At 73.4% G+C, this 25,999-nt stretch carries 6 protein-coding genes; all 6 read left to right on the top strand.

Going from position 1 to position 25,999, the window contains the following annotated elements; genetic code table 11:
* Positions 1-58 precede the first annotated feature (58 nt).
* Genes CW359_RS47270 through CW359_RS00685 form a run of 6 tightly spaced genes read left to right on the top strand, consistent with a single transcriptional unit; the run spans position 59 to position 25,918 of the window.
* The gene (locus CW359_RS47270; protein ID WP_105967691.1) at positions 59-3,064 is read left to right on the top strand and encodes an AMP-binding protein; all 3,006 of its coding nucleotides are present in this window, start codon (positions 59-61) and stop codon (positions 3,062-3,064) included.
* Entirely contained in the window at positions 3,061-4,299 is a 1,239-nt protein-coding gene (locus tag CW359_RS00705; RefSeq protein WP_105967690.1) for a type III PLP-dependent enzyme domain-containing protein, read from the top strand. The genes CW359_RS47270 and CW359_RS00705 overlap by 4 nt, the downstream gene beginning before the upstream one ends.
* Complete coding sequence (locus CW359_RS00700) at positions 4,296-4,763, top strand: cobalamin B12-binding domain-containing protein (protein ID WP_105967689.1); 468 nt, start codon at positions 4,296-4,298, stop codon at positions 4,761-4,763. Before CW359_RS00705 ends, CW359_RS00700 begins: the two co-directional genes overlap by 4 nt.
* The gene (locus CW359_RS00695; RefSeq protein ID WP_105967688.1) at positions 4,750-6,033 is read left to right on the top strand and encodes a methylaspartate mutase; all 1,284 of its coding nucleotides are present in this window, start codon (positions 4,750-4,752) and stop codon (positions 6,031-6,033) included. The genes CW359_RS00700 and CW359_RS00695 overlap by 14 nt, the downstream gene beginning before the upstream one ends.
* Positions 6,030-21,266, top strand: a complete 15,237-nt coding sequence (locus tag CW359_RS00690) for a type I polyketide synthase (protein ID WP_105967687.1) — start codon at positions 6,030-6,032, stop codon at positions 21,264-21,266. The genes CW359_RS00695 and CW359_RS00690 overlap by 4 nt, the downstream gene beginning before the upstream one ends.
* Before the next feature lie 5 nt (positions 21,267-21,271).
* A complete protein-coding gene (locus CW359_RS00685; RefSeq protein WP_232838141.1) occupies positions 21,272-25,918 on the top strand; it encodes a type I polyketide synthase in 4,647 nt (1,548 codons plus the stop codon).
* Positions 25,919-25,999 lie beyond the last annotated feature (81 nt).

The following is a 25,999-nucleotide window of genomic DNA, read 5'->3' as shown; positions in this document are numbered from 1 at the left end:
AAATTCGGAGTTATTCAATGGAGTCTCGACGGAATTCTGAATTGAGGGTGTGGGGAGAATGACGGAAGGAATGGCGGACATCGCTCTGCACGGGCGTTTTCAGCGCGGGCTCGCACGGGCACCGCACGGGGTCGCGGTGCGCTGCGCGGACGAGGCCCTCACCTATGAGGAGTTGCACGAGCTGGCGCTGCGCCAGGCCGGAGCACTGGCCGAGGCCGGCGCCCGGAGCGTGGGGGTGCTCGCCGAGAAGAAGCCCGCCGCGTACGTCGGCATCCTGGCGGCGCTCTACGCGGGGGCCGCGGTCGTCCCGCTGCGCCCCGACTTCCCGGCCGCGCGCACCCGGCGGATGATCGAGGCCTCCGGCGTCACGGCGTTGATCGTCGACGAGAAAGGCGCCGGCCTGGCTGCCGAGCTGGTCCCCGGGCCGGCCGAAGTCGCCGTGTTCGGGCCGGGATTCGCCCAGCCCTCGGCCGTCCTCGACGAGCCCGTGACCGTGGCACCCGGCGACCCGGCCTGCGTCCTGTTCACCTCCGGTTCCACCGGCCGGCCCAAGGGCGTGACCGTCACGCACGGCGCCACCGCCCACTACTTCGGACTGCTCGACGCGCGCTACGACTTCACCGCCGCCGACGTCTTCTCACAGACCTTCGACCTCAACTTCGACTGCGCCTTCTTCGACCTCTTCAACGCCTGGGGCGCGGGCGCGACGCTCCAGACCGTCCCGCCGTACGCCTACCGCGACCTGCCCGCCTTCCTCAACGAGCGGGGCGTGAGCGTCTGGTTCTCCACCCCCGGCGCGATCGCGCTGACCCGGCGCACCGGCGCTCTCGCGCCCCACGCGATGCCGGGCCTGCGCTGGAGCCTGTTCGCGGGCGAGGCGCTGCAGTGCCACGACGCCGCCGACTGGCAGAGCGCCGCCCCCAACTCGACCCTGGAGAACCTGTACGGGCCGACCGAACTGACCGTCACCGTCGCAGCGCACCGCTGGTCGCAGCCGCGTTCGCAGGCGCTGGCCGTCAACGGCGTCGTGCCGATCGGGGCCGTGCACGCCGGGCACGAACACCTCCTGCTCGACGAGGACGGCCAGGCCGTCGAGGACGAGGGCGAACTCTGCGTCAGCGGCCCGCAGTTGAGCCCCGGCTATCTCGACCCGGCCGACGAGTCCGGACGGTTCGTACGCCGCGAGGGACGCCGCTGGTACCGCACCGGCGACCGCGTCCGCCGGATCGACGGCGGCGAACTCGCCTACCTCGGCCGCGCCGACGCACAGGTCCAGGTGCACGGCTGGCGGATCGAACTCGCCGAGGTCGAGCACGCGCTGCGGACGGACACCTCCGTGCACGACGCGGTCACGGTCGGCATCCCCAAGGACGGCACCACCGAGCTCGTCGTCTTCTACACCGCCGAGCGGGCGATACGTCCGGTCGAACTCGCCGCACGCCTGCGCGAGACGCTGCCCGAGACGGTGGTTCCGCGTCACTTCCACCACGTCGAGGAGTTCCCGCTGAACACCAACCGGAAGATCGACCGCGCGTCGCTCGCGGAGCGCGCGCGTGCCCTGCACACCCCGTCGGCCCTGGTGCACGGGCTCCTCGACGAGGCCGTGGCCGAGGTTCCCGAGGCCTCGGCGGTACGTGACGCGGCCGGCGTATGGACCTATCGCGAGGTCGGCGAGTACAGCCACGCGTTCGCCCAGTGGCTGGCCGAACGCGGGGTCGGGGCCGGCGAACGGATCGTGGTCCAGCTGCCCACCCGGCGCCCGCAGACCGCCATGCTCTACGGCACCTCGCGGCACGGCGCGGTGTTCGTCCCGGTCAACCCGGCGATGAAGCCCTTCCACCTCAGGTCGGTCATCGACAGCGCGGAACCGCGGCTGATCATCGCTACCGAGGCCGAACCGCTGCGTGAGCTCACCGAGACGCCCGTGTACGACTTCGAGGACGTGTGGCAGCAGGTCGAGAAGCTGCGCGAGCGGGGCGCGCGGACCGAGCCCGCCGAGGTGAGCCCACAGGACGTGGCCGTGCTCGTCTACACCTCCGGCAGCACCGCCGAGCCGAAGGGCGTGATCGAACCGCACGCCCAGATCACCTTCGCTGCCCGCGCCATCCAGGCGGTACTCCGGTACCGGCGCGACGACGTGGTCTTCTGCCGGTTCCCGCTCTCCTGGGACTACGGCCTGTACAAGGTGCTGCTTGCCTGCCTGGGCCGGAGCGAGATCGTCCTGGCCGGAGAGGAGTCCGACCTCGCGCTGCTGCGCCGGATGCGCGAGGTCGGCGCGACGGTCGTACCGATCGTGCCCTCGCTCGCCGCGATGCTCACCACCCTCGCCGCACGCGAGGACGCGTCGGCCGGCCGTGCCCCGGTACGGCTGTTCACCAACACCGGCGCCGCGCTGCCCGCGTCCACGACGGAGGCGCTGCGCGAGGCCTTCCCCGGCGCGCGCGTGGTGCGGCAGTTCGGGCAGACCGAGTGCAAACGCATCACGGTCATGCCCCCCGACGAGGACGGAGAGCGCCCCGGCGCGGTGGGCCTGCCGCTGCCCGGCACCAGGGTCCTGATCCTCGACGACGAAGGCAACCCGCTGCCGCCCGGCGGGAGCGGCGAGATCGTCGCGGCCGGACCCCATGTGATGCCCGGCTACTGGCGGTCCCCGGAGCTGACCGAGCGCGCCTTCCGCCGCGATCCGCAGACCGGCGAGGCCCGTCTGCACACCGGTGACTACGGGCACCTCGACGACGACGGCTACCTGTACTTCGAGGGCCGCCGCGACGACATGTTCAAACGCAAGGGGATCCGCATGAGCACCCTGGAGATCGAGGCCGCGACGATGGACATCCCCGGCGTCCGCGCGGCGGGAGCCATCCCACCGGACGGGGAGCGCGACCTCGGGCTGTGCGTGGAGACCGACCTGCCCTCGCACACCGTGCTGCGTGAGCTGGCCCGTCGTCTCGAACCGGCCAAGGTGCCCGCGATCTGCCACGTCGTGGACGAGTTCCCGCTCACCGCGCACGGCAAGAACGCGACGGCCGAACTGGCCCGCCTGGTGGACGGAGCCCGCAAGTGAGCCCGACCACCGCCGAGTTGGCCGAACGCTACGGCACACCGCTGTACGTCTACGACCTCGACCGGGTCACCGAGGCCCGCGACGACCTGCTCGCCACGCTGCCCGAGGGATTCGACCTCTACTACGCGCTGAAGGCCAATCCGCATCCCGAGGTGGTGCGGGCCGTCCGTGAGGGGGCCGAGCAGGTGTGCCGGCCCGAAGTGAGTTCGCTCGGTGAACTGGACGCGGCGCTGGCCGCCGGACACCCGGCCGGGAACTGCCTGTACACCGGGCCGGGCAAGACCGACACCGAGATCGACCGGGCGATCGGCCTCGGCGTGCGGGAGTTCTCCGCCGAGTCCCCCTCCGACCTGCGGCACATCGGGCACGTCGCATCCCGCCACGGGGTGGTCGTCGGCTGCATCCTGCGGCTGAACATCGCGTCGGCGGGCGCGGCGACCGGAATCAGGATGATGGGACGGCCCTCCCAGTTCGGGATCGACGGCGACACCCTCGCCGAGACGCTGCCGCAGCTGCTGTCCGTGCCCGGCACCTCCGTCATCGGCGCGCACTTCTTTACGATGAGCAACGCCGGCGACGAGGAGAGCCTGCTCGGCGAGTACGAGCACGTCATCGAGACCGCGGCCGGTCTCGGCAGCGACCTCGGCCTGCCGCTGGGGCTGCTGGACATCGGCGGCGGATTCGCCGCGCCGTACGCGGTGCCGGGCAGCCGCACGCCGTACCCGAAGCTGCGCGCCGGTCTCACCGCTCTGCTCGACCTGCACCTGCCGCGGTGGCGTGCCGGGCAGCCGCGGCTCGCCTGCGAATCGGGGCGCTACCTCGCGGCCGAGTGCGGGAGCCTGGTCAGCCGCGTGGTGAACGTCAAGGAGGGCAGCGGCGGGCCGTTCGTCGTGCTCGACGCGGGCATCAACGTGCTCGGGGGACTCTCCGGGATCGGGCGCCTGCTGCCGGCCGCCGTCGAGTTGGAATCCGGCCGTCCACCGGCCGGACGCGGCACCCTGGTCGGCCCGCTGTGCACACCGGGCGACAGCCTCGGCCGGAACGTCCAGCTGCCGGACCTGGCACCGGGCGACCTGGTGACGATCCCGAACGTCGGGGCGTACGGCCTGACCGCGAGCCTGGTGCACTTCCTGAGCCGTCCCGCCCCGGCCGAGGTCACGCTGCGCGGTGGCGAGGTCGTCTCGGCCACCCGTCTCGAACCGCGCCGCACAGCTGTGGAGGCCGGTCAGCGGTGAACGTCGTTGTCGAGGAAGACCGGCGGCCCGCCCCCGACGCCCGCCCCGTAATAGTCAGCAGCACCGTGTCCGACGCGCACACCTGGAACCTCGTCTATCTGCAGCTGCTCATCGAGGAGCTCGGATACCAGGTCGTGAACCTCGGGCCGTGCGTGCCCGAGGAGGAGCTGATCGCGGCCTGTGCCCGGATCCGGCCGGCCTTCGTCGTGCTCAGCAGCGTCAACGGGCACGGCGGCCAGGACGGTCTCCGGCTGATCCGCAGGCTGCGCGCGGTCGGTGAACTGCGCGATCTGCCGATCGTGATCGGCGGCAAGCTCGGCATCGGCGGGGCCGATCCGCGGATCGTCGCGGAGCTGGCCGCCGCCGGGTTCGACGCGGTCTTCGACGACAACTCGGACGGCCCCGTGCTGCTCCGGCGCTTCGCGCGCGGACTCGACTCGGGAGGACGCCGTGAACTTCGGTGACCTCGTGCGTCGACGGCACGCGGGCGGACGGCTGGTCGTGCAGCCGCGCATGGGCATGAGCGACCCCGAGACCATGCGCGCCGGCCTCCTGGCGACCCGCAAGGCGGAGGCCAGCACCGTCGGCACGATCACGGTGGACAGCTACACGAGGCAGGACGACCTGGCGGCGATCGCCGAGGCTCTGCGCGACGGGAAGCCGCTCAACGGCTATCCGATCGCGAGCCATCCGGCCCAGACGACCCGCGCCCTGCTCGACGGCCTGTGGGACGAGCAGTTCCCGGTGCAGGTGCGGCACGGCTCCGCACGGCCGCAGCGGATCATCAGGGCGCTGACGAAGGCCGGTCTGCACGCAACCGAGGGCGGACCGGTCTCCTACTGCCTGCCCTACGGCCGTACCCCGCTCGCCGACTCCGTGCGCAACTGGCGTGAGGCCTGCGAACTGCTCGCCGACGCCGACGAAGAACGCCCGCACCTGGAGAGCTTCGGCGGCTGCATGCTCGGGCAGCTGTGCCCACCGAGCCTGCTGGTCGCGATCAGCGTGCTGGAGGCGATGTTCTTCCAGCAGAACGGGATCGACGACGTCTCGGTCAGCTATGCGCAGCAGACGGATCCCGGGCAGGACCTCGAAGCCGTGACCGCCCTGCGGAGGCTGTGCGGCGAGCTGCTGTCCGGGACCTGGCACGTCGTCGTCTACACCTACATGGGTGCCTTCCCCCGTACGGAGGAAGGCGCCCTGAGCCTGCTCGGTGCCTCCGCCGAGCTCGCTGTGCGCGGGGGCGCGCAGCGGTTGATCGTCAAGACGGTTGCCGAGGCGGTACGGATACCCACCGTCGCGGAGAACGTGGCGGCCCTCGAACACGCGGACACGGTCGCCCGGCGGGCGGGCGCGGCCGAGCCGCCGGAGCACGAGCGGGACGGCGGCCAGGTCTACCGAGAGGCGCGCGTCCTGGTCGAGGCCGTCCTCGACCAGTGCGCCGATCTCGGTGACGCGCTGCTGCGCGCCTTCGCGCGCGGACAACTCGACGTCCCGTTCTGCCTGCACCCCGACAACGCGGGCCGGACACGCGGCCGGATCGGCCCGGACAGTCGGCTCGGCTGGGCCGCCACGGGTGCCATGCCGCTCAAAGGCCTCGTCAACACGTCGGCCGGGACGGCGTTGACCGCGTCCGGCTTCCTGGCGTCCCTCTCCCATGTCCAGCACACCCATGACACGTCGGCCCTTGCGACCGGTCCCCGTTCCATCGAAGCGAACAGTGGAGTACGGCGATGAATGCACCTGACCCCATCCACAGCCCCCTGGCAGAGTCACTGACCGCGCTGCCCGCAGCCGAGCGGGAGCGGCACCTGGTCGGCCTGGTGTGCGAGCACGCCGCCGCCGTGCTGAACGAGATCCGGCCCGGTGCCCCCGTACGGATCGAGGCCGACGCCGCGTTCCGCAGTCTCGGGCTCGACTCCCTTGGCACCGTGGCGCTGCACGGCAGGCTCGGCGCCGAGACCGGCCTGGCGCTCCCCGTCACCGTCGCCTTCGACCACCCGACGCCACGAGCCCTGGCCCGGCACCTGCTGGCGCTGCTCTCCGGTGAGGAGACCGAGAGCGCCCCGGTGCCCGCGCCGTTCCCGTCGGCGTCGGACGAGCCGGTGGCCGTCGTCGGCATCGGCTGCCGCTTCCCCGGCGGCGCGACCTCGCCGGACGCGCTGTGGCGGCTGGTCGCGGACGGGCGGCACACCAGCGCCGACTTTCCCGCGGACCGCGGCTGGGATCTCGACGCGCTCTACGACCCGGACCCGGAGACCCCCGGCAGCACCTACGTACGCACCGGCGGCTTCCTGGCGGACGCGGCCGAGTTCGACGCCGACTTCTTCGGCATCTCGCCGCGCGAGGCCGTCGCGATGGACCCGCAGCAGCGGCTGGTCCTGGAGACGTCCTGGGAGGCCCTGGAGCGCGCGGGCATCGATCCGGGCACGCTGCGCGGTTCGGCCACGGGCGTGTTCATCGGCGCCGAGCCGCAGGAGTACGGGCCCCGGCTCCACGAGGCGCCGGACGGCCTGGACGGCTATCTGCTGGCGGGCGCTGCACCCAGCGTCGTCTCGGGCCGGGTCGCCTACACCTTCGGGCTCGAAGGCCCCGCACTGACCGTGGACACGGCGTGCTCCGGATCACTGGTCGCCGTACATCTCGCGGCCCAGTCGCTGCGCCGGGGCGAGTCCACGCTGGCCCTGGCCGGCGGTGTCGCGGTGATGGGCGGGCCCGGCACCTTCACCGCGTTCTCCCGGCAGCGCGGGCTCGCGCCGGACGGCCGGTGCAAGGCGTTCGCCACCGCCGCCGACGGCACCGGCTTCGCCGAGGGCGTGGGCGTCTTCGTCCTCGAACGGCTCTCCGACGCCCGCCGGGCCGGGCATCCGGTGCTCGCCGTGCTCCGCGGCAGCGCGGTGAACCAGGACGGTGCGTCGAACGGGCTGACGGCGCCGAACGGCCTGGCCCAGCAGAAGGTCATCCGGGCCGCGCTGGCGGACGCCGGGCTGCTCGCGGCCGAGGTGGACGCGGTCGAGGCGCACGGCACCGGGACACGGCTCGGCGACCCGATCGAGGCGCAGGCGCTGCTGGCGACGTACGGCCGGGACCGTGACGCCGACAACCCGCTCTGGCTCGGGTCGGTCAAGTCGAACATCGGTCACGCCCAGGCCGCCGCCGGCGCCGCGGGCCTGACCAAGATGATCATGGCTCTCCGGCACGGGGAGCTTCCCGCGACCCTGCACGTCGACGAGCCGACCGCGCACGTGGACTGGTCGGCCGGGGGAGTGCGGCTGCTGACCGAGCCGCGGTCGTGGCCGGGCGCCGACCGGCCGCGCCGGGCCGCCGTCTCCTCCTTCGGGATCAGCGGCACCAACGCCCACGTCATCGTCGAGCAGGCGCCCGCGGACGCGTGGGACGAGGCGGAAACGCCGACACCCGAGGCCGCGCCGGACCGGACCGGGACGCCGACGCGGTTGCCCGCCGTTCCGCTGGCCCTGTCCGCCCGCAGCGACGCCGCGCTACGGGCCCAGGCTCGCGCGCTGGCAGCTGTCGTAGCCGATGACGCGACCGGACTGGCGGATGCCGGATTCTCGTTGGCGACCACCCGCGCCTCACTCCCGCACCGGGCCGTCGTGCTCGCCCAGGACCGAAGCCAGGCGCAGCGCGCCCTCGAAACCCTGGCGGCGGGCGGTTCCGCGCCCGGAGTCGTCGAAGGCTCCGCCGAACACGGTGGCCTGGGCCTGCTCTTCACCGGGCAGGGAGCGCAGCGCCTCGGCATGGGCGACGCGCTGTACGAGGAGTTCCCCGTGTTCGCCGACGCGTACGACGAGATCGTCGGCCACCTCGACCTCCAACTGGAGCGCCCGCTGCGCGAGGTGCTGCACGGCGACGACGCCGGGCTGCTGCGGCAGACGGGCTACGCGCAGTGTGCCCTGTTCGCCTTCGAGGTCGCTCTCTACCGGCTGGTCGAGTCCTGGGGCGTGCGCCCGGACGTCCTGCTCGGTCACTCGATCGGCGGGCTCGCCGCCGCGCACGTGGCGGGGGTGTGGTCGGTCGAGGACGCCTGCGCGGTGGTGGGTGCCCGCGCGCGGCTGATGCAGGCGCTGCCGACGGGCGGCGCGATGGCCGCAGTCACGGCCCCCGAGGGTGTGGTGCGGCCCCTGCTGACCGGGCAGGTGGGCATCGCCGCGGTCAACGGCCCGGAGTCGGTCGTACTCTCCGGTCCCGAGGCCGAACTCGACCCGATTCTGGGTCAGTTGGAGGCCGACGGGCGCAAGACCAGCCGGCTGCGCGTGTCCCACGCCTTCCACTCCGCGCTGATGGAGCCGATGCTCGACGAGTTCCGCCGCGTGCTGAGCGTCGTCGAGTACCACCCGCCGCGCATCCAGGTCGTCTCCGACCTGACCGGTGCCCCGGCGACCGGCGACGACCTGCTCACCCCCGAGTACTGGGTGCGGCAGGTCCGCGAGACCGTCCGATTCGCCGACGGAGTACGGTCGCTGTCCGCGACCGGGGTCCGCACGGTTCTCGAACTCGGTCCCGACCCGGTCCTGTCGGCGATGGCCCAGGAGTCGGCCGACGGCCAGGACATCGTCTTCGTCCCGATGGTCCGGCGCGACCGGCCGGAGCCGGAGACCGTTCGCACGGCCGTGGCCACCGCGTACGTGCGCGGGACCGCGGTCGACTGGAGCACCTGGTTCGCGGGGTCCGGCGTCCGCCGGGTGGACCTGCCGACGTACCCCTTCCAGCGGCGGCGTTACTGGCTCGCGCCCACGATCCATGGCCGCGTCGACGCCCCGAGCTTCGGACAGGCCGAGTCCCGGCACCCGCTGCTGACCGCGGCCATCGGACTCGCGGACGGCGGCGCGACGGTGCTGACGGGACGGCTGGCGGTCGACACGGTGCCCTGGCTCGCCGAGCACGTCATCGCGGGAGAGCGTGTCCTGCCGGGTACGGCGTTTCTCGACATGGCGCTGCACGCGGGCCGGCTCACGGGCTTCACGGCGGTCGAGGAACTCACGCTGCACGCGCCGCTGGTGCTTCCGCCGGTGGGCGGCCTCGCTCTGCAGGTCGTCGTGACGCCCGGGGACGACGGCCGCGCGAGTGTCGACTTCCACGCCCGCGCCGACGACGACAGTCCCTGGACGCGTCACGCCGGCGCCGTCCTCACCCCGGGCGCGAGCGGCACGACGGCGCACACCGGTCTCGCCGAGTGGCCTCCCGCCCACGCGGAGCCGGTCGACATCGCGGACCTGTACGAGAACCTCGCCGACGAGGGCTACCACTACGGTCCGACCTTCCAGAGCCTGCGCGGCGTCTGGAAGCGCGGCGGCGAGATCTTCGCCGAGGCAGTACTGCCCGAAGACGCCGATCCGGGAACGCACTTGCTGCATCCCGCCCTGCTGGACGCCGTACTGCACGCGACCGACTTCGCCGAGGGCGAGGCTCGCGAGCCCGGCGAGATCCGCCTCCCCTTCGCCTGGCGGGGCGTACGCGTGGACGTTCCGGGCGCCACCGCGCTGCGCGTGCGGATCACCTCCCATCCGCAGGGCGGCGTACGCCTGGACCTGGCCGACGAGTCCGGGGCTTCCGTGGCCTCGGCCGACGACTACCGGACGCGGCTCGTCCCGCCCGGTTCACTCTCCGCCGCGCGCTCCGAGCCGCTCTACGAGACGGTCTGGCGCCCCGTCACCGCACCCGCCGCCACGGCGGACGCGTCGCTCCTGAACGTCGAACTGCCCGACGACCTCACCGACGCGCTCTGCCACACGGCCGACCTGCTGCGACGCCACGACGCCGGGACGACCCTCGTCCTCGCGATCCCCGGCGCCGACCCGATCGCCGCCGCGGTGCGCGGCCTGGTCCGGTCGGCACAGGCGGAGAACCCCGGCAGCCTCGTGCTCCTCGACGTCCTCGACACGGACACGCCGACCCTGGAGACAGCCCGGCGGGCGGCTTCCTCCGGAGAACCGGAGCTGCGGGTACACGGTGGCGAATGGTTCGTGCCGCGCCTGGTGCGCTCGCGTGCGGAGCGGCGGACAGACTCGAACCGGCTCGCGGACGGCACCGTCCTGATCACCGGCGGCACCGGAGGCCTCGGCCTCCTGACCGCCCGTCACCTCGTCGACGTCCACGGCGTACGTCACCTGCTGCTGGTCAGCCGCAGCGGCTCGGCGGCCCCCGGAGCCGAAGCACTGGCCGACGAGGTGCGCGAACTCGGCGCACACGTGACGATCGCGGCCTGCGACGTCTCCGACCGCGCCGCGCTCGCCGCCGTACTGGACGGGATCCCGGCCGATCAGCCGCTGACCGCGGTCGTCCACGCGGCCGGAACCGTCGACGACGCGCTGACCGGCGACCTGACCCGCGAGCGGTTCGACGCGGTCTGCCGCCCCAAGGCCGTCGGCGCGCGCAATCTGCACGAGCTGACCCTCGGCCTCGATCTGAGCGCCTTCGTGCTCTTCTCCTCCGCCGCCGCCCTCGTGGATGGCGCGGGTCAGGGCAACTACGCCGCCGCCAACGCCTACCTGGACGCCCTCGCCGCCGAGCGCGTCGCCGCGGGGCTGCGCGCCACCTCCCTCTCGTGGGGACTGTGGTCCGGCGAGCAGGGCATGGGCGCCCGGCTCGACGCCGTATCGCGCCACCGCGTCACCCGCCAGGGCATCGCACCGCTCACCCCGGAAGCGAGCCTCGCCGCTCTCGACGCCGCGCTCGCCACCGGTACGGCCTCACTCGCGCCCCTCGCGATCGACCGGGCCGCGCTGCGGGCCAGGCCGGACGGCGTACCCGCCCTGCTCCGCGAACTCGTACCGACGCCGCAGTCCCCGGCCCCGTCCGTGATCCGCGGCGCCGAGGCGCGGCACCTGGCCGACCTGTCCGAGACCGACCGTGTCGGCGCCCTGCTCGACCTCACCCGCTCACTCGTCGCGGCCGTGCTCGGACACGAGGACGCGGCGACGGTCGGCGCGACCCGGTCCTTCACCGACCTCGGCTTCGACTCGCTCGCCGCCGTCGATCTGCGCAACAGCCTGCAGAAACGGCTCGGGCTCAGTCTCCCGGCCACACTCGTGTTCGACTACCCGAACCCGCGCGCCCTCGCCGAGTACCTGGCAGAACGGTTCTCCACCGCTCCCGCCCCGGCCAAGGCCGGCACCACGGTGGTCGCCCGTCCCGACGAACCGATCGCGATCGTCGGGATGGCCTGCCGCTTCCCCGGCGGGGTCGCCTCGCCCGAGGACCTCTGGACCCTGCTGTCCGACGAGGTGGACGCGGTCGGCGCGTTCCCGGCCGACCGGGGCTGGGACCTCGCCTCCCTCTACGACCCGGACCGGGTGCGCCCGGGCACCAGTTACGCGGGCGAAGGCGGCTTCCTGCACACCGCCGCCGAGTTCGACGCGGGTTTCTTCGACATCAGCCCCCGCGAGGCCCGGGCCATGGACCCGCAGCAACGCCTGCTGCTCGAAACCTCCTGGGAGGCCCTGGAGCGCGCCGGAATCGATCCGCACGCGCTGCGCGGCAGCCGGACCGGCGTGTTCGCCGGCGTGATGTACCACGACTGGGCCACGCGGCTGGGCCCGAAGGTGCCCGAGGAACTCGCCGGGCACCTGGGCAACGGCAGCCTCGCCAGCGTCGTCTCCGGCCGCGTCGCCTACGCGCTCGGTCTTGAGGGCCCGACGGTCACCGTCGACACGGCCTGCTCCTCCTCGCTCGTCGCGCTGCACTGGGCGATCCAGGCGCTGCGGGCGGGGGAGTGCACGCTCGCCCTGGTCGGCGGCGTCACCGTGATGGCGACCCCCGACACGTTCGTCGACTTCAGCCGACAGCGCGGCCTCGCCGCCGACGGGCGCTGCAAGTCCTTCGCCGCAGCGGCGGACGGCACCGGCTGGGGCGAGGGCGTCGGTGTACTCGCCGTCGAGACGCTCGCCGAGGCACACCGCCACGGACACCGGGTCCTGGCCGTCGTCTCCGGTTCCGCCGTCAACCACGACGGCGCCAGCAACGGGCTGACCGCGCCCAACGGGCTCGCCCAGCAGCGGGTGATCCGCCAGGCGCTGGCCGGCGCCGGACTGCACCCGGCCGACATCGACGCCGTCGAGGGCCACGGCACCGGCACCACGCTCGGCGACCCGATCGAGATCGGCGCCCTGCAAGCGGTCTACGGCCCGGAACGCGAGGCCGCGGGCGCACCCCTGTGGCTCGGCTCGGTCAAGTCCAACCTCGGCCACCCGCAGGCCGCCGCGGGTGTCGCCGGGGTCATCAAGACGGTCCTCGCCCTCCGTGCCGAGCGACTGCCCGCGACCCTGCACGTGGACGCGCCGACGCCACAGGCGGACTGGTCGGCCGGAGCGGTAGAGCTGCTGACCGAGGCGCGTCCGTGGTCGCGCGGTGAGCGCACCCGCCGGGCCGGGGTGTCCTCGTTCGGCATCAGCGGCACCAACGCACACGTGATCATCTCGGAGGCGCCGAGCGACCCCGAACCCCAGCCGGAGACCACGCCCCGGCTCACGCCGCTGCCGTTCCTGCTCTCGGCGCGCACCCCTACCGCGCTCGCGGCGCAGGCGGCACGACTGCGCGCCCACGTCACGGACCAGCCGCTCGACGCGCTGGCCCGCTCCCTCGCGACCGAGCGCTCCGCGTTCGAGCACCGGGCCACGATCGTCGCGGGCGACCACGAGGAGTTCCTGCTCGGTCTGGACGCCCTCGTGTCGGGCGAAACGCTGCCGAACGTACGGCGGGGAACCGCCCGCACCCGGGCCGGCAAGACCGCCTTCCTCTTCTCCGGCCAGGGCGCCCAGCGCGTCGGGATGGGCCGTGCCCTCCACGCGGCGTTCCCCGTCTTCGCACAGGCCTTCGACGAGGTCGCGCGGGCCCTCGATCCGCTGCTCGGCGAGCCGCTGCACCAGGCCGTGTTCGAGGACGAGGACCCCGCGCGCCTCAACCGCACCCGGCTGACCCAGCCCGCGCTGTTCGCCGTCGAGGTCGCGCTCTTCCGCCTCACCGAGTCCTGGGGCCTGCGGCCCGATCTGCTGGCGGGCCACTCGATCGGTGAGATCGCGGCGGCGCACGTCGCGGGCGTCCTCTCGCTCGACGACGCGGCCAGGCTGATCGCCGCGCGCGGCGCGCTGATGGACGCGCTGCCCGACGGCGGCGCCATGGTCGCCCTCGGCGTCACCGAGCACGACGCCAGGGAACTGATCGCCGGACGCGAGCACGAGGTCGACATCGCCGCGGTCAACGGGCCGACAGCGGTGGTCGTCTCCGGCGTCGAGGCCGCCGTACTGGAGATCACGGACGTCGTCGACGAGCGCGGCGCCGCCACGCACCGCCTGCCGGTGAGCCACGCCTTCCACTCGCCGTTGATGGAGCCGATGCTGGCCGAGTTCGCGCGGGTCTGCGCGGGCCTGGAGTTCCGCCCGGCGCGCATACCGTTCGTCTCGGCGGTCACCGGCCGTCTCGCGACCCCGGCGGAGATCGCCGACCCCGCGTACTGGGTCGGCCACGCCCGCGGGGCGGTCCGCTTCGCCGACGCGCTCGCCGTGTTGGCGGAGCACGGTGTCGACACGTTCGTCGAGATCGGCCCGGACCGGGTGCTGGCCAACATGGCCGAGCGCGGGCTTCCGGACACGGTCACGAAGCACGCCGTGTTCGCGTCACTGATGCGCCGCAACCGCGAGGAGGTCGCCGAGGCGGTCGGCGCCCTCGCGCAACTGCACGCCCTCGGAGTCCCCGTCGACTGGGCCACGGTGCTCGGCACCGCCACGCCGGTCGACCTGCCGACGTACGCGTTCGAACACACCCGCTACTGGATCGACGCCGTACCCGCGCTGGACGCCGCCGAAGTCGGCCAGCAGGAGGCCGGGCACCCGATGCTCGGCGCCGTGATCACCCTGGCCGGGACCGGGGAGCTCGTCTGCACCGGCCGGCTCTCGGCCGGGACCCAGCCGTGGCTCGCCGACCATGTCGTACGCGGCGCGATCCTGCTGCCGGGCACCGGTTTTCTCGATCTCGCGCTGTGGGCCGCCGACCGGGCGGGCTGCGCGGGCGTCGAGGAACTCACCCTCCAGAGCCCGCTGATACTGCCGGAGCACGGCGGCGTCGCCCTGCAACTCGTCGTGGGCCCGCCGGAAGGCGGCCGGCGCCGGGTGACGATCCACACGCGGGCCGACGACACCGAGGAGTGGACCCGCCACGCCAGCGCCGTCCTGAGCACGGCGGTCCGGCCCGCGGACTTCGATCTCGCCCACTGGCCGCCGTCCGGCGCCGAACCCCTCGCCGCCACCGACGCGTACGCGCAGTTGGCAGCGCGCGGCTACGACTACGGAGCCGCCTTCCAGGGCCTGCGCGCGGCATGGCGTCGCGGCGACGAGGTGTTCGCCGAGGTCGTGCTGCCCGAGGCGGCGGGCCCGGCCGAGTTCGGTCTGCATCCCGCGCTGCTCGACGCCGCCATGCACGCCGACCTGCTGCTCTCCGGCCCGGACGCACCGACCCTGCTGCCGTTCGTGTGGTCCGGCGTGACCTTGTACGCGACCGGCGCCCGCGAGCTGCGGGTCAGGATCCTGCGGATCTCCGGCGACGAGCAGAGCCTCATCCAGGTCGCCGACGCCGCCGGAAACCCGGTCGCGTCCGTGGACTCCCTCGTCTCCCGCCCCGTCACCGAGGCCGGCCTCGGCTCGGCGGCCGAGCGTGACGTCCCGCTGCTCGGCGTCACCTGGCAGGACCTTCCCCTCCAACAGGCCGTCGACGAAGGCGAACCCGAGGTACTGGTCTGCCCCGAGGGCGACGACGTACACGCCGTGGTCGGCGCCGTGCTCGCCGCGCTCCAGGGGCGGCCGGCCGACGAACGCCTGGTCGTGCTCACCCGGAACGGCACCGCCCTCGCCGAGGACGTACGCCCCGAGCAGGCCGCCGTCTGGGGCCTTGTCCGGGCCGCCGAGGCGGAGAACCCGGGCCGCTTCGTGCTCGTGGACCGTGGTGGCGACGACGAGACGTGGCGCGGAACGCTGCCCGCCGTCCTCGCGTCCGGCGAGCCCGAGGTCTCCCTCCACGGCGGCACGGTTCGCGTGCCCCGACTCGCCCCGGCGACACCCGAGCAGGACGCGCAGCGACCCTGGAACCCCACCGGAACCGTGCTGATCACCGGCGGCACCGGCGGACTCGGCGCACTGACGGCCCGTCACCTGGTGGCCGAGCACGGCGTACGGCACCTGCTGCTCGTCAGCAGGCGCGGCCCGGACGCCCCCGGCGCCGACGAACTGCGCCGCGACCTCGAAGCCCTCGGCGCCCAGGTGACGATCGCCGCGTGCGACGTCGCCGACCGCACCGCGCTCGCCGAACTCCTGGCGGGCATCCCCACCGAGCACCCGCTGACCGCCGTACTGCACGCGGCGGGCCTCGCCGGAGGCGGGCTCATCGGCTCGATCCAGGCCGACCGGCTCGACGAGGTGCTGCGCGCGAAGGCCGACGCGGCACGGCACCTGCACGAACTCACCGCCGAACTGGACCTGGCCGCCTTCGTGCTCTTCTCCTCCGCCGGCGGCATGGTCCTCGCCGCAGGGCAGGGCGACTACGCCGCCGCCAACGCCTACCTCGACGGCCTGGCCCTGCACCGCCGCCGTCGCGGCCTGCCGGCGACCGCGCTGGCCTGGGGCCTGTGGGCGTACGACACGGGCCTCGGCGGCGCGCTGGGCGAGGAGGACCTGCACCGCATGTCCCGCCTCGGCCTTCCGGCGATCACCGTCCACCAGGGGCTGAGGGCCCTGGACGCGGCGCTCGCGACCGGCACCGAAGCCGTGCTCGCGCCGCTGCCGATCGACACCGCCGCACTGCGCGCCCGCACCGGCCCGGTCCCCGCGCTGCTGCGCGGATTCCTCGCCGCACCGGCCCGCCGCACCGCCACATCGGCCGCGCCCACCACCGATCTGACGAGCCGTCTGGCGGGGCTCGGCGAGGCCGACCGCGACCGCCTGCTCCTCGACCTGGTCCGCGCGCACGTCGCCGCCACCCTCGGCCACGCCGCCGGCGCCATCGACAAGGACCGGGCGTTCCGCGAACTCGGCTTCGACTCACTGACCGCCGTCGAACTGCGCAACGCGCTCAACGCGGCGACCGGGCTCAGCCTCCCGGCCACCCTCGTCTTCGACCACCCGACCACCAGCTCCGTAGCCGAGTTCATCAAGGCCGGACTGCTCGGCGCCGCCGCGGCGACCCCGGCCCGCACGACCGCCGCGACGGTGACCGCCCGCGACGAGCCGATCGCCGTCATCGGCATGGCCTGCCGCTATCCCGGCGACGCCGAAACCCCGGAAGCGCTCTGGCAGTTGCTCCTCGACGAGACCGACGCCGTCAGCGGGTTTCCGGCCAACCGAGGCTGGGACATCGCCGGCATCTACGACCCCGAACCCGGCCGCCTCGGCAAGTCCTACGCGCACGAGGGCGGATTCCTGCACCGCGCCGCCGACTTCGACCCCGCGTTCTTCGGCATCGGCCCGCGCGAGGCCCTCGCGATGGACCCCCAGCAGCGACTGCTCCTCGAAGTCGCCTGGGAGGCGATCGAGCGAGCGCGCATCAACCCGCGCTCACTGCGCTCCACCCTCACCGGCGTCTTCGCGGGCTGCATGTACGACGACTACGGCAGCCGGGTGAAGCAGCCCTCCCTGGACGTGCTGCCGTACCTGGCCAACGGCTCCTCCGGATCCGTCGTCTCCGGCCGCGTCTCCTATCTGCTCGGCCTCGAAGGCCCGTCGATCACCGTGGACACCGCGTGCTCCTCGTCCCTGGTGACGATCCACCTGGCCGCCCAGGCGCTGCGCGCGGGGGAGTGCACGCTCGCGCTGGCCGGCGGTGTCACCGTGCTGTCCGCCCCTGACCTGTTCGTCGACTCCAGCAGGCAGGGCGTGCTCTCACCCAACGGCCGCTCGAAGTCCTTCTCCTCCGTCGCCGACGGCGTGGGCTGGGCCGAGGGCGCGGGCGTGGTCCTGCTCGAACGGCTCTCGGACGCGCGCCGCAACGGCCACCCGGTGCTGGCGGTCGTACGCGGCAGCGCGGTGAACCAGGACGGCGCCTCCAACGGACTCACCGCCCCCAACGGCCCCTCGCAGGAACGCGTGATCCGCGCCGCGCTCGCCGCCGCCGGCCTGGAGACCTGGGAGGTGGACGCGGTCGAGGCGCACGGCTCCGGCACCCGCCTCGGCGACCCGATCGAGGCACAGGCGCTGCTTGCCACCTACGGCCAGGGACGCGAACCCGGGCGCCCCCTCCGGCTCGGCTCGGTCAAGTCCAACATCGGCCACGCGCAGGCGGCGGGCGGTGTCGCCGGGGTGATCAAGATGGTGCAGGCGATGGAGCACGGCGTACTGCCGCGCAGCCTGCACGCCGAGGAGCCGTCGCCGCACGTGGACTGGTCGGTGGGGGAGGTCTCGCTGCTGACCGAGCGTCAGCCGTGGCCGGCCACCGGACGGCCGCGCCGGGCCGGCGTCTCGTCCTTCGGGATCAGCGGCACCAACGCGCACGTCGTCCTGGAACAGGCGCCCGCCGTTCCGGCGCCCGAGCGCGGCGATCAGCGTCCCGGTACCGTCCCCTGGCTCGTGTCGGCACGCTCGGAGGAGGCTCTGCGCGACCAGGCCGGCCGTCTCCTCGAACACGTCGAGCACCTGGCCGCGAACACCGCCGTACGCGATCTCGACATCGCGCTCACCCTCGCCGCGGGCCGCACGCACTTCGAGAACCGCGCGGTGATCCTGGGGACCGGCCGGGCCGAACTCGTCGCGGGCCTCCGTGCCCTGGCCGAGGGCGGCACCGGCGGCCGGTGCACGACAGGGACGGTGGAGACGCTGGGCGGCACGGTGTTCGTCTTCCCCGGCCGGGGCGACTGGAGCGGCGTGGCGGCCGAACTCCTCGAAGCCTCAAGTGCGTTCGCGGCCCGGCTCGCCCAGTGCGACGCCGCGCTGGCCCCGTTCGTGGACCGGCCGGTCGCCGACCTGCTGCGCGGTGGCGATGCCGCGCTGATCGACCGGGCGGCGGTGCGGTGGGCGGTCATGGTCTCGCTGGCCGCTCTGTGGGAGGAGCACGGCGTACGCCCCGACGCGGTTCTGGGCCACGCGGAGGGAGAGGTGGCCGCCGCGTGCGTCGACGGAACCCTCTCGCTGGCGGACGGAGCGCGCCTCATCACGTCGCCCGACCGGCCGCAGGAATCGGTCGCCTTCGAGGAGTCCGTGCGCGGGCTCGCGGAGGCCGGATACGGCGTGTTCGTCGAACTCGCCCCGCAGGCAGGGCTGACGACAAGCATCCGGCGAACGCTCGACGAGCTGGAACACCAGGCCGTCGTCACCGGTGCCCTTCCGCTCGCCGAGGCCGCCGCGACACTGCACGTGCATGGCGTCGCCGTCGACTGGACCCCGTTCTGCGTCGGCGCTGTACCGGCCGACCTGCCTACGTACGCCTTCCAGAACCGGGAGTACTGGCTGGACGCGGCTCCCGCACAGGACGACGTCGTGGCCGCAGGGCTCACCTCTGCGGAGCACCCCCTGCTCGGTGCCGTCATCGACGTGCCGGGCGGCGACGACGTCGTCTTCACGGCGAGCCTCTCGACCGACCGGCAGCCATGGCTCGGCGATCACGTGCTGCTCGGCCGCATCCTGCTGCCCGGAACCGCGTTCGTCGAACTCGCGCTCCGGGCAGGCGCGGAGGTCGGCTGCGACGCGCTGGAGGAACTGACCCAGCACACGCCGATGCCCCTGCCCGAGCGCGGCGCGACGAACGTGCGTGTCGTCCTCGCGAGCCCGGACCGCGACGGACGGCGTGCGGTGTCGGTGTACGCCCGCCCGGACGACGCACCACGCACCGCGCCGTGGACCCTGCACGCGAGCGGCACCGTGCACGCCGGCGCGGCCCCCGTCCCCTTCGACCTGGCCGCGTGGCCTCCGTCGGACGCCGAACCGTGCGAACTGTCCGGCGTCTATACGGACCTGGCCGCGCTCGGCTTCGACTACGGCCCCGCCTTCCAGGGCCTGCGGTCGGTGTGGCGGCGCGGCGACGAGGTGTTCGCGGAGATCTCGCCACCCGCGGGGGCGCTCCGTGACGCCGCCTCGTACGGCGTGCACCCGGCCCTGCTGGACTCGGCGCTGGGCGCGATGGACTTCCTCGCGGGAGGCCCCGCCGCACTCACCGAGACCACGATCCCGTTCGTCTGGAACGACGTCACCCTGTACCGCAAGGGCGCCACGGCGCTGCGCGTGCGGGTACGAAAGGCGGCGCGGGACGCGAACAGCGCCGAGCTGTGGGTCGCGGACTCCTCGGGCACGGCTGTGGCGCACGTCGGGGCGCTGGTGACCCGGCCCGTTCCGGCGCACGGCGGGGCCGGGGCGAGGCACCTGTATCGGATCACGTGGAACCCGCTGCCGATCGAGGCCGGGTCCCAGGCCGCGCTCCCGGACGGCGTCACCCTGCTCGAATGCGCGCAGGCGACGCCCGCAGACCTGCCCGGCGCCGTACACCGCACCCTGCTGGACACCCTGGACGAGCTGCGGTCCTGGCTGGCGGAACCGCGACCCGCCGGCGAGCGCCTCGTCGTCCTGACCCGCGACGCCGTCGTCACGGAGACCGGTCAGAGCCCCGATCTGACGCAGGCGCCCCTGTGGGGTCTGATCCGCGCCGCCCAGGCCGAACACCCGGACCGGATCCAGCTCATCGACCTCGACGGAACCGAGGCGTCCCGCAGCGCGCTGGCCGCCGCCGTGGCCACCGGCGAGCCCGAGGCCGCGATCCGCCGTGGGCAGGTGAACGTGCCGAGGCTGCGGCGCGGCACGCCCGGTGACAAGGCGCCGAGCTGGGACACGGACGGCACCGTACTGATCACCGGCGGGACGGGACTGCTCGGCGCGGTGCTGGCCCGGCACCTGGTGGCCGTCCACGGAACGCGCCACCTGCTCCTCGTCAGCCGACGGGGCACCGACGCCCCAGGAGCCGAGGAACTCGCCGCCGAGCTGGGCGAACTCGGCGCAAGTGTCACGTTCGCCGCCTGCGACGCGTCCGACCGGGAGGCACTCGGCCAGGTGCTCAAGCAGATCCCGGAGCGGCATCCGCTCACCGCCGTCGTACACGCCGCCGGGATCATGGACAGCGCGGTGCTGCAGGCACTGACCCCGGAGCAGATCGAACGGGTACTGAGGGCCAAGGCGGACGCGGCGTGGCACCTGCACGAGCTGACCGCCGACCTGCCCCTGACCGCGTTCGTCCTCTACTCATCGGTCGGCGGCCTGGTGCTGACGGCCGGTCAGGCGAACTACGCGGCTGCGAACACGTTCCTCGACGCGCTGGCCGAACACCGGCACGCCCGAGGCCTGCCCGCCACATCCCTGGCCTGGGGACCCTGGCAGGGCAGCGAGGACGCGGTCGACCTCGACCGGATCGCACGCGAAGGTCTTGGCGCCCTCACCCCCGAGGAGGGCATGGAACTGTTCGACGCCGCACTCGGGGCGGACGCCGCAGTGGTCGTCCCGGCGCGGCTCGACGAGCGGGCGCTGTGGGAACGTGCCGACCTGCCCGCGTTGCTGCGCGCCTACGCCGCACCCCGAACCCCCGTGGCGAAGGCGACCGAGCCGGAACCGGAAACCCTCGCGCAGCGGATCGCCGCGCTCTCCCGCAAGGAACAGCAGCAGGCCCTGCTGGACCTCGTCCGAGCCCACACGGCCGCCGTACTCGGCTACGAGGACGGCACGCAGGTACGGAGCACTACGGGCTTCACCGACCTCGGACTCGACTCACTGTCGGCACTGCAACTGCGCAACAGCCTCGCTCCGGTCGTCGGCGTGCGCCTGCCCGCCACGCTGATCTTCGACTACCCGACCCCAGTGAGCCTGGCCGAGCAGCTCCTGGCCGAGCTGTTCCCCGAGCAGCCCGAGGCGGCCACGGAACCGGAGCGGTCCGCGATCGAGGACATGGACATCGACGCCCTGGTGCGAGCGGCCCTCGCCGACGGCGGAAAGGAATGACGGACGTGGCCACGAGCGACACCACCCCTGGCATGAACAAGATCGTCGAGGCGCTGCGCCGGAGCATGCTGGACGCTGAGCGGATTCGTGAGGAGAACGCGCTGCTGCGCCGGAGGACGGACCGGCTCGACGAGCCCATCGCCGTCGTGGCCATGGCCTGCCGCTATCCGGGCGGGGTCGCCTCGCCGGAGGACCTGTGGCGGCTGGTGTCCGACGGCGCGGACGCGATCACGGAGTTCCCGGCGGACCGCGGCTGGGACATCGCCGGACTCCACGAGCCGAATCCACAGTCCTCGGCCGCCGGCAAGACCTACTCCACCCATGGCGGATTCCTCGACGGCATGGCCGACTTCGACCCCGCGTTCTTCGGGATATCCCCGCGCGAGGCCCTGGCCATGGATCCGCAGCAGCGGCTGCTGCTGGAGACCGCGTGGGAGGCCGTGGAGCGCGCGGGCATGGTGCCGGGCCTGCTGCGCGGCAGCCGGACCGGGGTGTTCACGGGCGTCATGTACCACGACTACGGGGCCGGTACCAGCGACGGAAGCCTCGTGTCCGGGCGGATCGCCTACACGCTGGGCCTGGAGGGCCCCGCGGTGAGTATCGACACCGCGTGCTCGTCGTCCCTCGTCGCACTCCATCTGGCCGTCGAGTCGCTGCGTCGGGGCGAGTGCTCGCTGGCGCTGGCGGGCGGTGTGACGGTGATGGCCGCGCCGGACATGTTCGTGTACTTCAGCGAACAGCGCGGCCTGGCCCCGGACGGCCGCTGCAAGTCCTTCGCCGGGGCGGCGGACGGCGTGGGCTGCTCCGAGGGCGCCGGAATCCTGCTGCTGGAACGGCTGTCGGACGCGCGACGCAACGGCCACGACGTCCTCGCGGTCGTCCGCGGTTCGGCGGTGAACCAGGACGGCGCGAGCAGCGGCCTCACCGTGCCCAACGGACCCGCCCAGCAGCGGGTGATCCGAGACGCGCTCGCCGCGGCGGGTCTGAACGCCGGCGACGTGGACGCGGTCGAGGCCCACGGGACCGGGACGAAGCTCGGTGACCCGATCGAGGCGCAGGCACTGCTCACCGTCTACGGCCGTGAGCACACCCCCGAACACCCCCTCTGGCTCGGTTCGTTGAAGTCCAACGTCGGGCACACCCAGGCGGCGGCGGGCGTCGGCGGCGTGATCAAGACGGTACTCGCGCTGCGGCACGGCGTACTCCCCAGGACGCTGCACGTCGACGAGCCCTCGCCGCAGGTCGACTGGTCGGACGGGACGGTCCGGCTGCTCACCGAGCCGGTCGCCTGGCCGGACACCGGTCGGCCGCGCCGGGCCGGCGTCTCGTCCTTCGGGATCAGCGGCACCAACGCGCACATCATCCTCGAAGCGGCGCCGGCTCCTGACGCGGGGAAGGAGACGTCGCCCACGGGGCTCACCGGCGGCCGGACCGTGCCGTGGACGCTCTCGGCACACAACCCCGAAGCACTCCAGGCACAGGCGGCCCGGCTCGCGTCGTTCCACGACGGCGGCTCGCCCTCACCGCTGGACATCGGCTTCTCCCTCGCGACCACGCGCTCGGCGTTCCAGCACCGCGCCGTGATCCTCGGCGCGGACGAGAGCGAGTGGCGAGCCGGGCTGCGCGCGGTGAGCGAGGGCGCGGACCACCCGGCCGTGGTACGCGGGGCGGCCCGACCGGACGGGCTCACCGCGTTCATGTTCTCCGGGCAGGGATCGCAGCGCCCCGGCATGGGCCGCGAACTCGCCGCGTCGTTCCCGGTGTTCGCCCAGGCGTACGACGCGGTGTGCACGGAGCTGGACCGGCATCTGGAGCGTCCACTGCGCGAGGTCGTCGACACCGACCCGGAAGCGCTCAACGAGACCGAGTACACCCAGCCCGCACTCTTCGCGATCCACGTCGCGCTCTTCCGGCTGCTCGAATCCTGGGGTCTGAAGGCGGACATCCTCATCGGCCACTCGATCGGCGAACTCGCCGCCGCGTACGTCGCCGGCGTGTGGTCGCTGCCCGACGCCTGTGCACTCGTCGCCGCACGGGGCCGCTTGATGCAGGCTCTGCCGTCCGGCGGTGCGATGCTCGCGATCGCCGCCTCGGAGGACGAAGTCATTCCCGAACTGCCGTCCGGCGTCGCCATCGCGGCGATCAACGGCCCCCGCTCCGTCGTCATCGCAGGTGAGCAGGGGGCGGTGCTCGCCATCGGGGACCGACTCGCACGCCGTGGCGGCCACCGGACCAAGCGCCTGCGCGTGTCGCACGCCTTCCACTCACCGCTGATGGAGCCGATGCTCGACGAGTTCCGCAACGTCGCCCAGAAGCTGACCTACTCGCCGCCCGGCATCCCGATCGTCTCGAACGTGACCGGAAAGCCCGCCGACGCCGATCAACTGTGCACCCCCGAGTACTGGGTACGGCACGTACGCGAGACCGTCCGGTTCCGCGAGGGCGTGCGCACTCTCGAAGCCCTGGGCGTATCCCGGTTCGTCGAACTCGGCCCGGACGGTTCCCTCTCCTCGCTGGGCCAGGAGTGCCTGCTCGGGGACCGCCCCGCCGCCTTCATTCCGGTGCTCCACCGCGACCGCCCGGAGGCGCGGCAGGTGACCGCCGCCGTCTGCGGTGCCCACGCGCACGGCGCCGAGGTGAGTTGGCCGGCGTTCTTCGACGGCACCGGCGCACGGCGTATCGGCCTTCCCACCTACGCCTTCCAGCGGCAGCGGTACTGGATCGACGCGGTGTCCGCTGCCCCGGCGACGCGGCCGGCGCACCAGGAGCACCTCCTCCACGTCGACTGGTGCCCCTGGACCACGAACGGCGCGCTGCCGCCCACGGCGCCCGACCATGTCGTCCTCACCGCCGACGACCTCGAAACCGCCGACGGCCTCGAAGCCGTCAGGCATGCCACCTCCGGCGCTGTGCCGGACCTCGTGTTCGCCCCGTTCATCACCCGGACCGATCACTCCGCGGACATTCCCACTGCCGCCCGCGCCGCCGCCGACCGCGCCCTCGCCCTCGCCCAGTCCTGGGGCACGGACGAACGCCTGGCCTCCACCCGCCTCGTGTTAGTGACCAGGGGAGCGATCGCCACGTCCCCTGCCGAGGGGGTCGCGGACCTCGCGCAGTCGCCGGTCTGGGGGCTCGTCCGCACCGCGCTGCTGGAGTACCCCGGCCGCTTCGGACTCGTCGACATCGATGCTCCGGACCTCACCGACCTCCCCGCCGCCACGATTCACGCCGCGCTGAACGCCGGGGAACCGACCATGGCCGTACGCGACGGCCGGATCTTCGTCCCCCGGCTGGCGAAGTCCCTGTCACCTCACTCCGCCCCTGCCGCCCCGACTGCGCCAACAGCGACATTCGACGCGACGGGCACCGTCCTGATCACCGGAGGTACCGGCGAACTCGGCGGACACGTCGCGCGGCACCTGGTGACCGAGCACGGTGTACGGCACCTGGTGCTCGTCGGCCGCCGAGGCATCGCCGCCCCCGGCGCCGCCGAACTGGGAGCCGACCTGACCGAGTCGGGCGCGCGGGTCACCATTGCCGCGTGCGACGTGTCCGACCGCGAAGCGCTACGACAGGTGCTCGCCGACATTCCGGCGACAGCGCCGTTGCGCGCGGTGATCCACGCCGCCGGTGTGGTCGACGACGGCATCCTGACGGCACTCACCCCCGCACGCCTCGACGCCGTCCTTCGCCCCAAGGCCGACGCGGCATGGCACCTCCACGAACTCACCGCCGGCCTCGACCTGTCGGCGTTCGTCCTCTTCGGCTCCGGCGGCGGTACGTTCGGCGCCCCCGGCCAGGCCAACTGGGCGGCGGCCAGCGTGTTCGTCGATGCCCTGGCGGAACACCGCGTCGCGAGCGGCCTCCCGGCCACGACACTGGCCTGGGGCATGTGGGCCTCCGGAGGGCTGGCCGGCAGACTCACGGAAAAGGACGTCATCCGGATGGCGCGCTCCGGCGTGCGCGGTCTGTCGGTCGAGGAGGGCCTCACCCTGTTCGACCGTGCCCTGGCCGCCGGCCGTCCGGTGCTGGTGCCGATGCACATGGACCCCGACGCCATCCAACCGGGGCCGGAGGGCGTCCCGGCGATCCTGCGAGGCCTGGTCGCCGACCGGCCGCAACAGGGTGCCGACACCAGCGCCCCGGTCACTGCCTGGGACCGGCTGACCCGACTGACCGGAAAGGAACTCGACGCCGCGATCCTCGAACTCGTCCGTTCCACCGCCGCGTTCGTACTCGGACATGACCGAGGCGAGGCGATCGACCCCGACCACGGCTTCCTGGACATCGGTTTCGACTCGCTCACCGCGATCGAGTTCCGAAACCGCCTCGCGGCGGCGACCGGCCGCTCCCTGCCCGCAACCCTCGTCTTCGACTACCCGTCCGCCACCGCGCTGACCGGCTTTCTCCGTGCCGAGGCCCTGGCCGAGACCGCGCCGCGGTCGGTGGACGAGCAACTCACCGTTCTGGAGTCGGCACTCGCCTCCGCCCACCCCGACGACGCGGACCGGGGCCGTATCGTCACCCGCCTGCGTTCCCTGGCCGCGGCTCTCTCCGTACGCGGTTCGCGGTCCTTCTCCGCTTCCGTCGACCTCGAACAGAGCAGTGCCGACGAACTGTTCGACCTCCTGGACGAGGAGCTGACGAGGTGAGGCGGCGTCACCACGATCGATGCGCCCTCTCAAGCACGCGACCACACACTGCGGTCGCGAAACGACCTCAGTCGTCGCGGC

It is taken from the genome of Streptomyces geranii, assembly GCF_002954775.1.
Lineage (GTDB): Bacteria > Actinomycetota > Actinomycetes > Streptomycetales > Streptomycetaceae > Streptomyces > Streptomyces geranii.
This window is presented reverse-complemented; position numbering and strand designations above follow the sequence as displayed.

Excerpts from the sequence above, each read along its gene's own strand:
- CW359_RS00690 (WP_105967687.1), top strand. The coding sequence starts at position 6,030 with ATGAATGCACCTGACCCCATCCACAGCCCCCTGGCAGAGTCACTGACC.
- CW359_RS47270 (WP_105967691.1), top strand. The coding sequence starts at position 59 with ATGACGGAAGGAATGGCGGACATCGCTCTGCACGGGCGTTTTCAGCGC.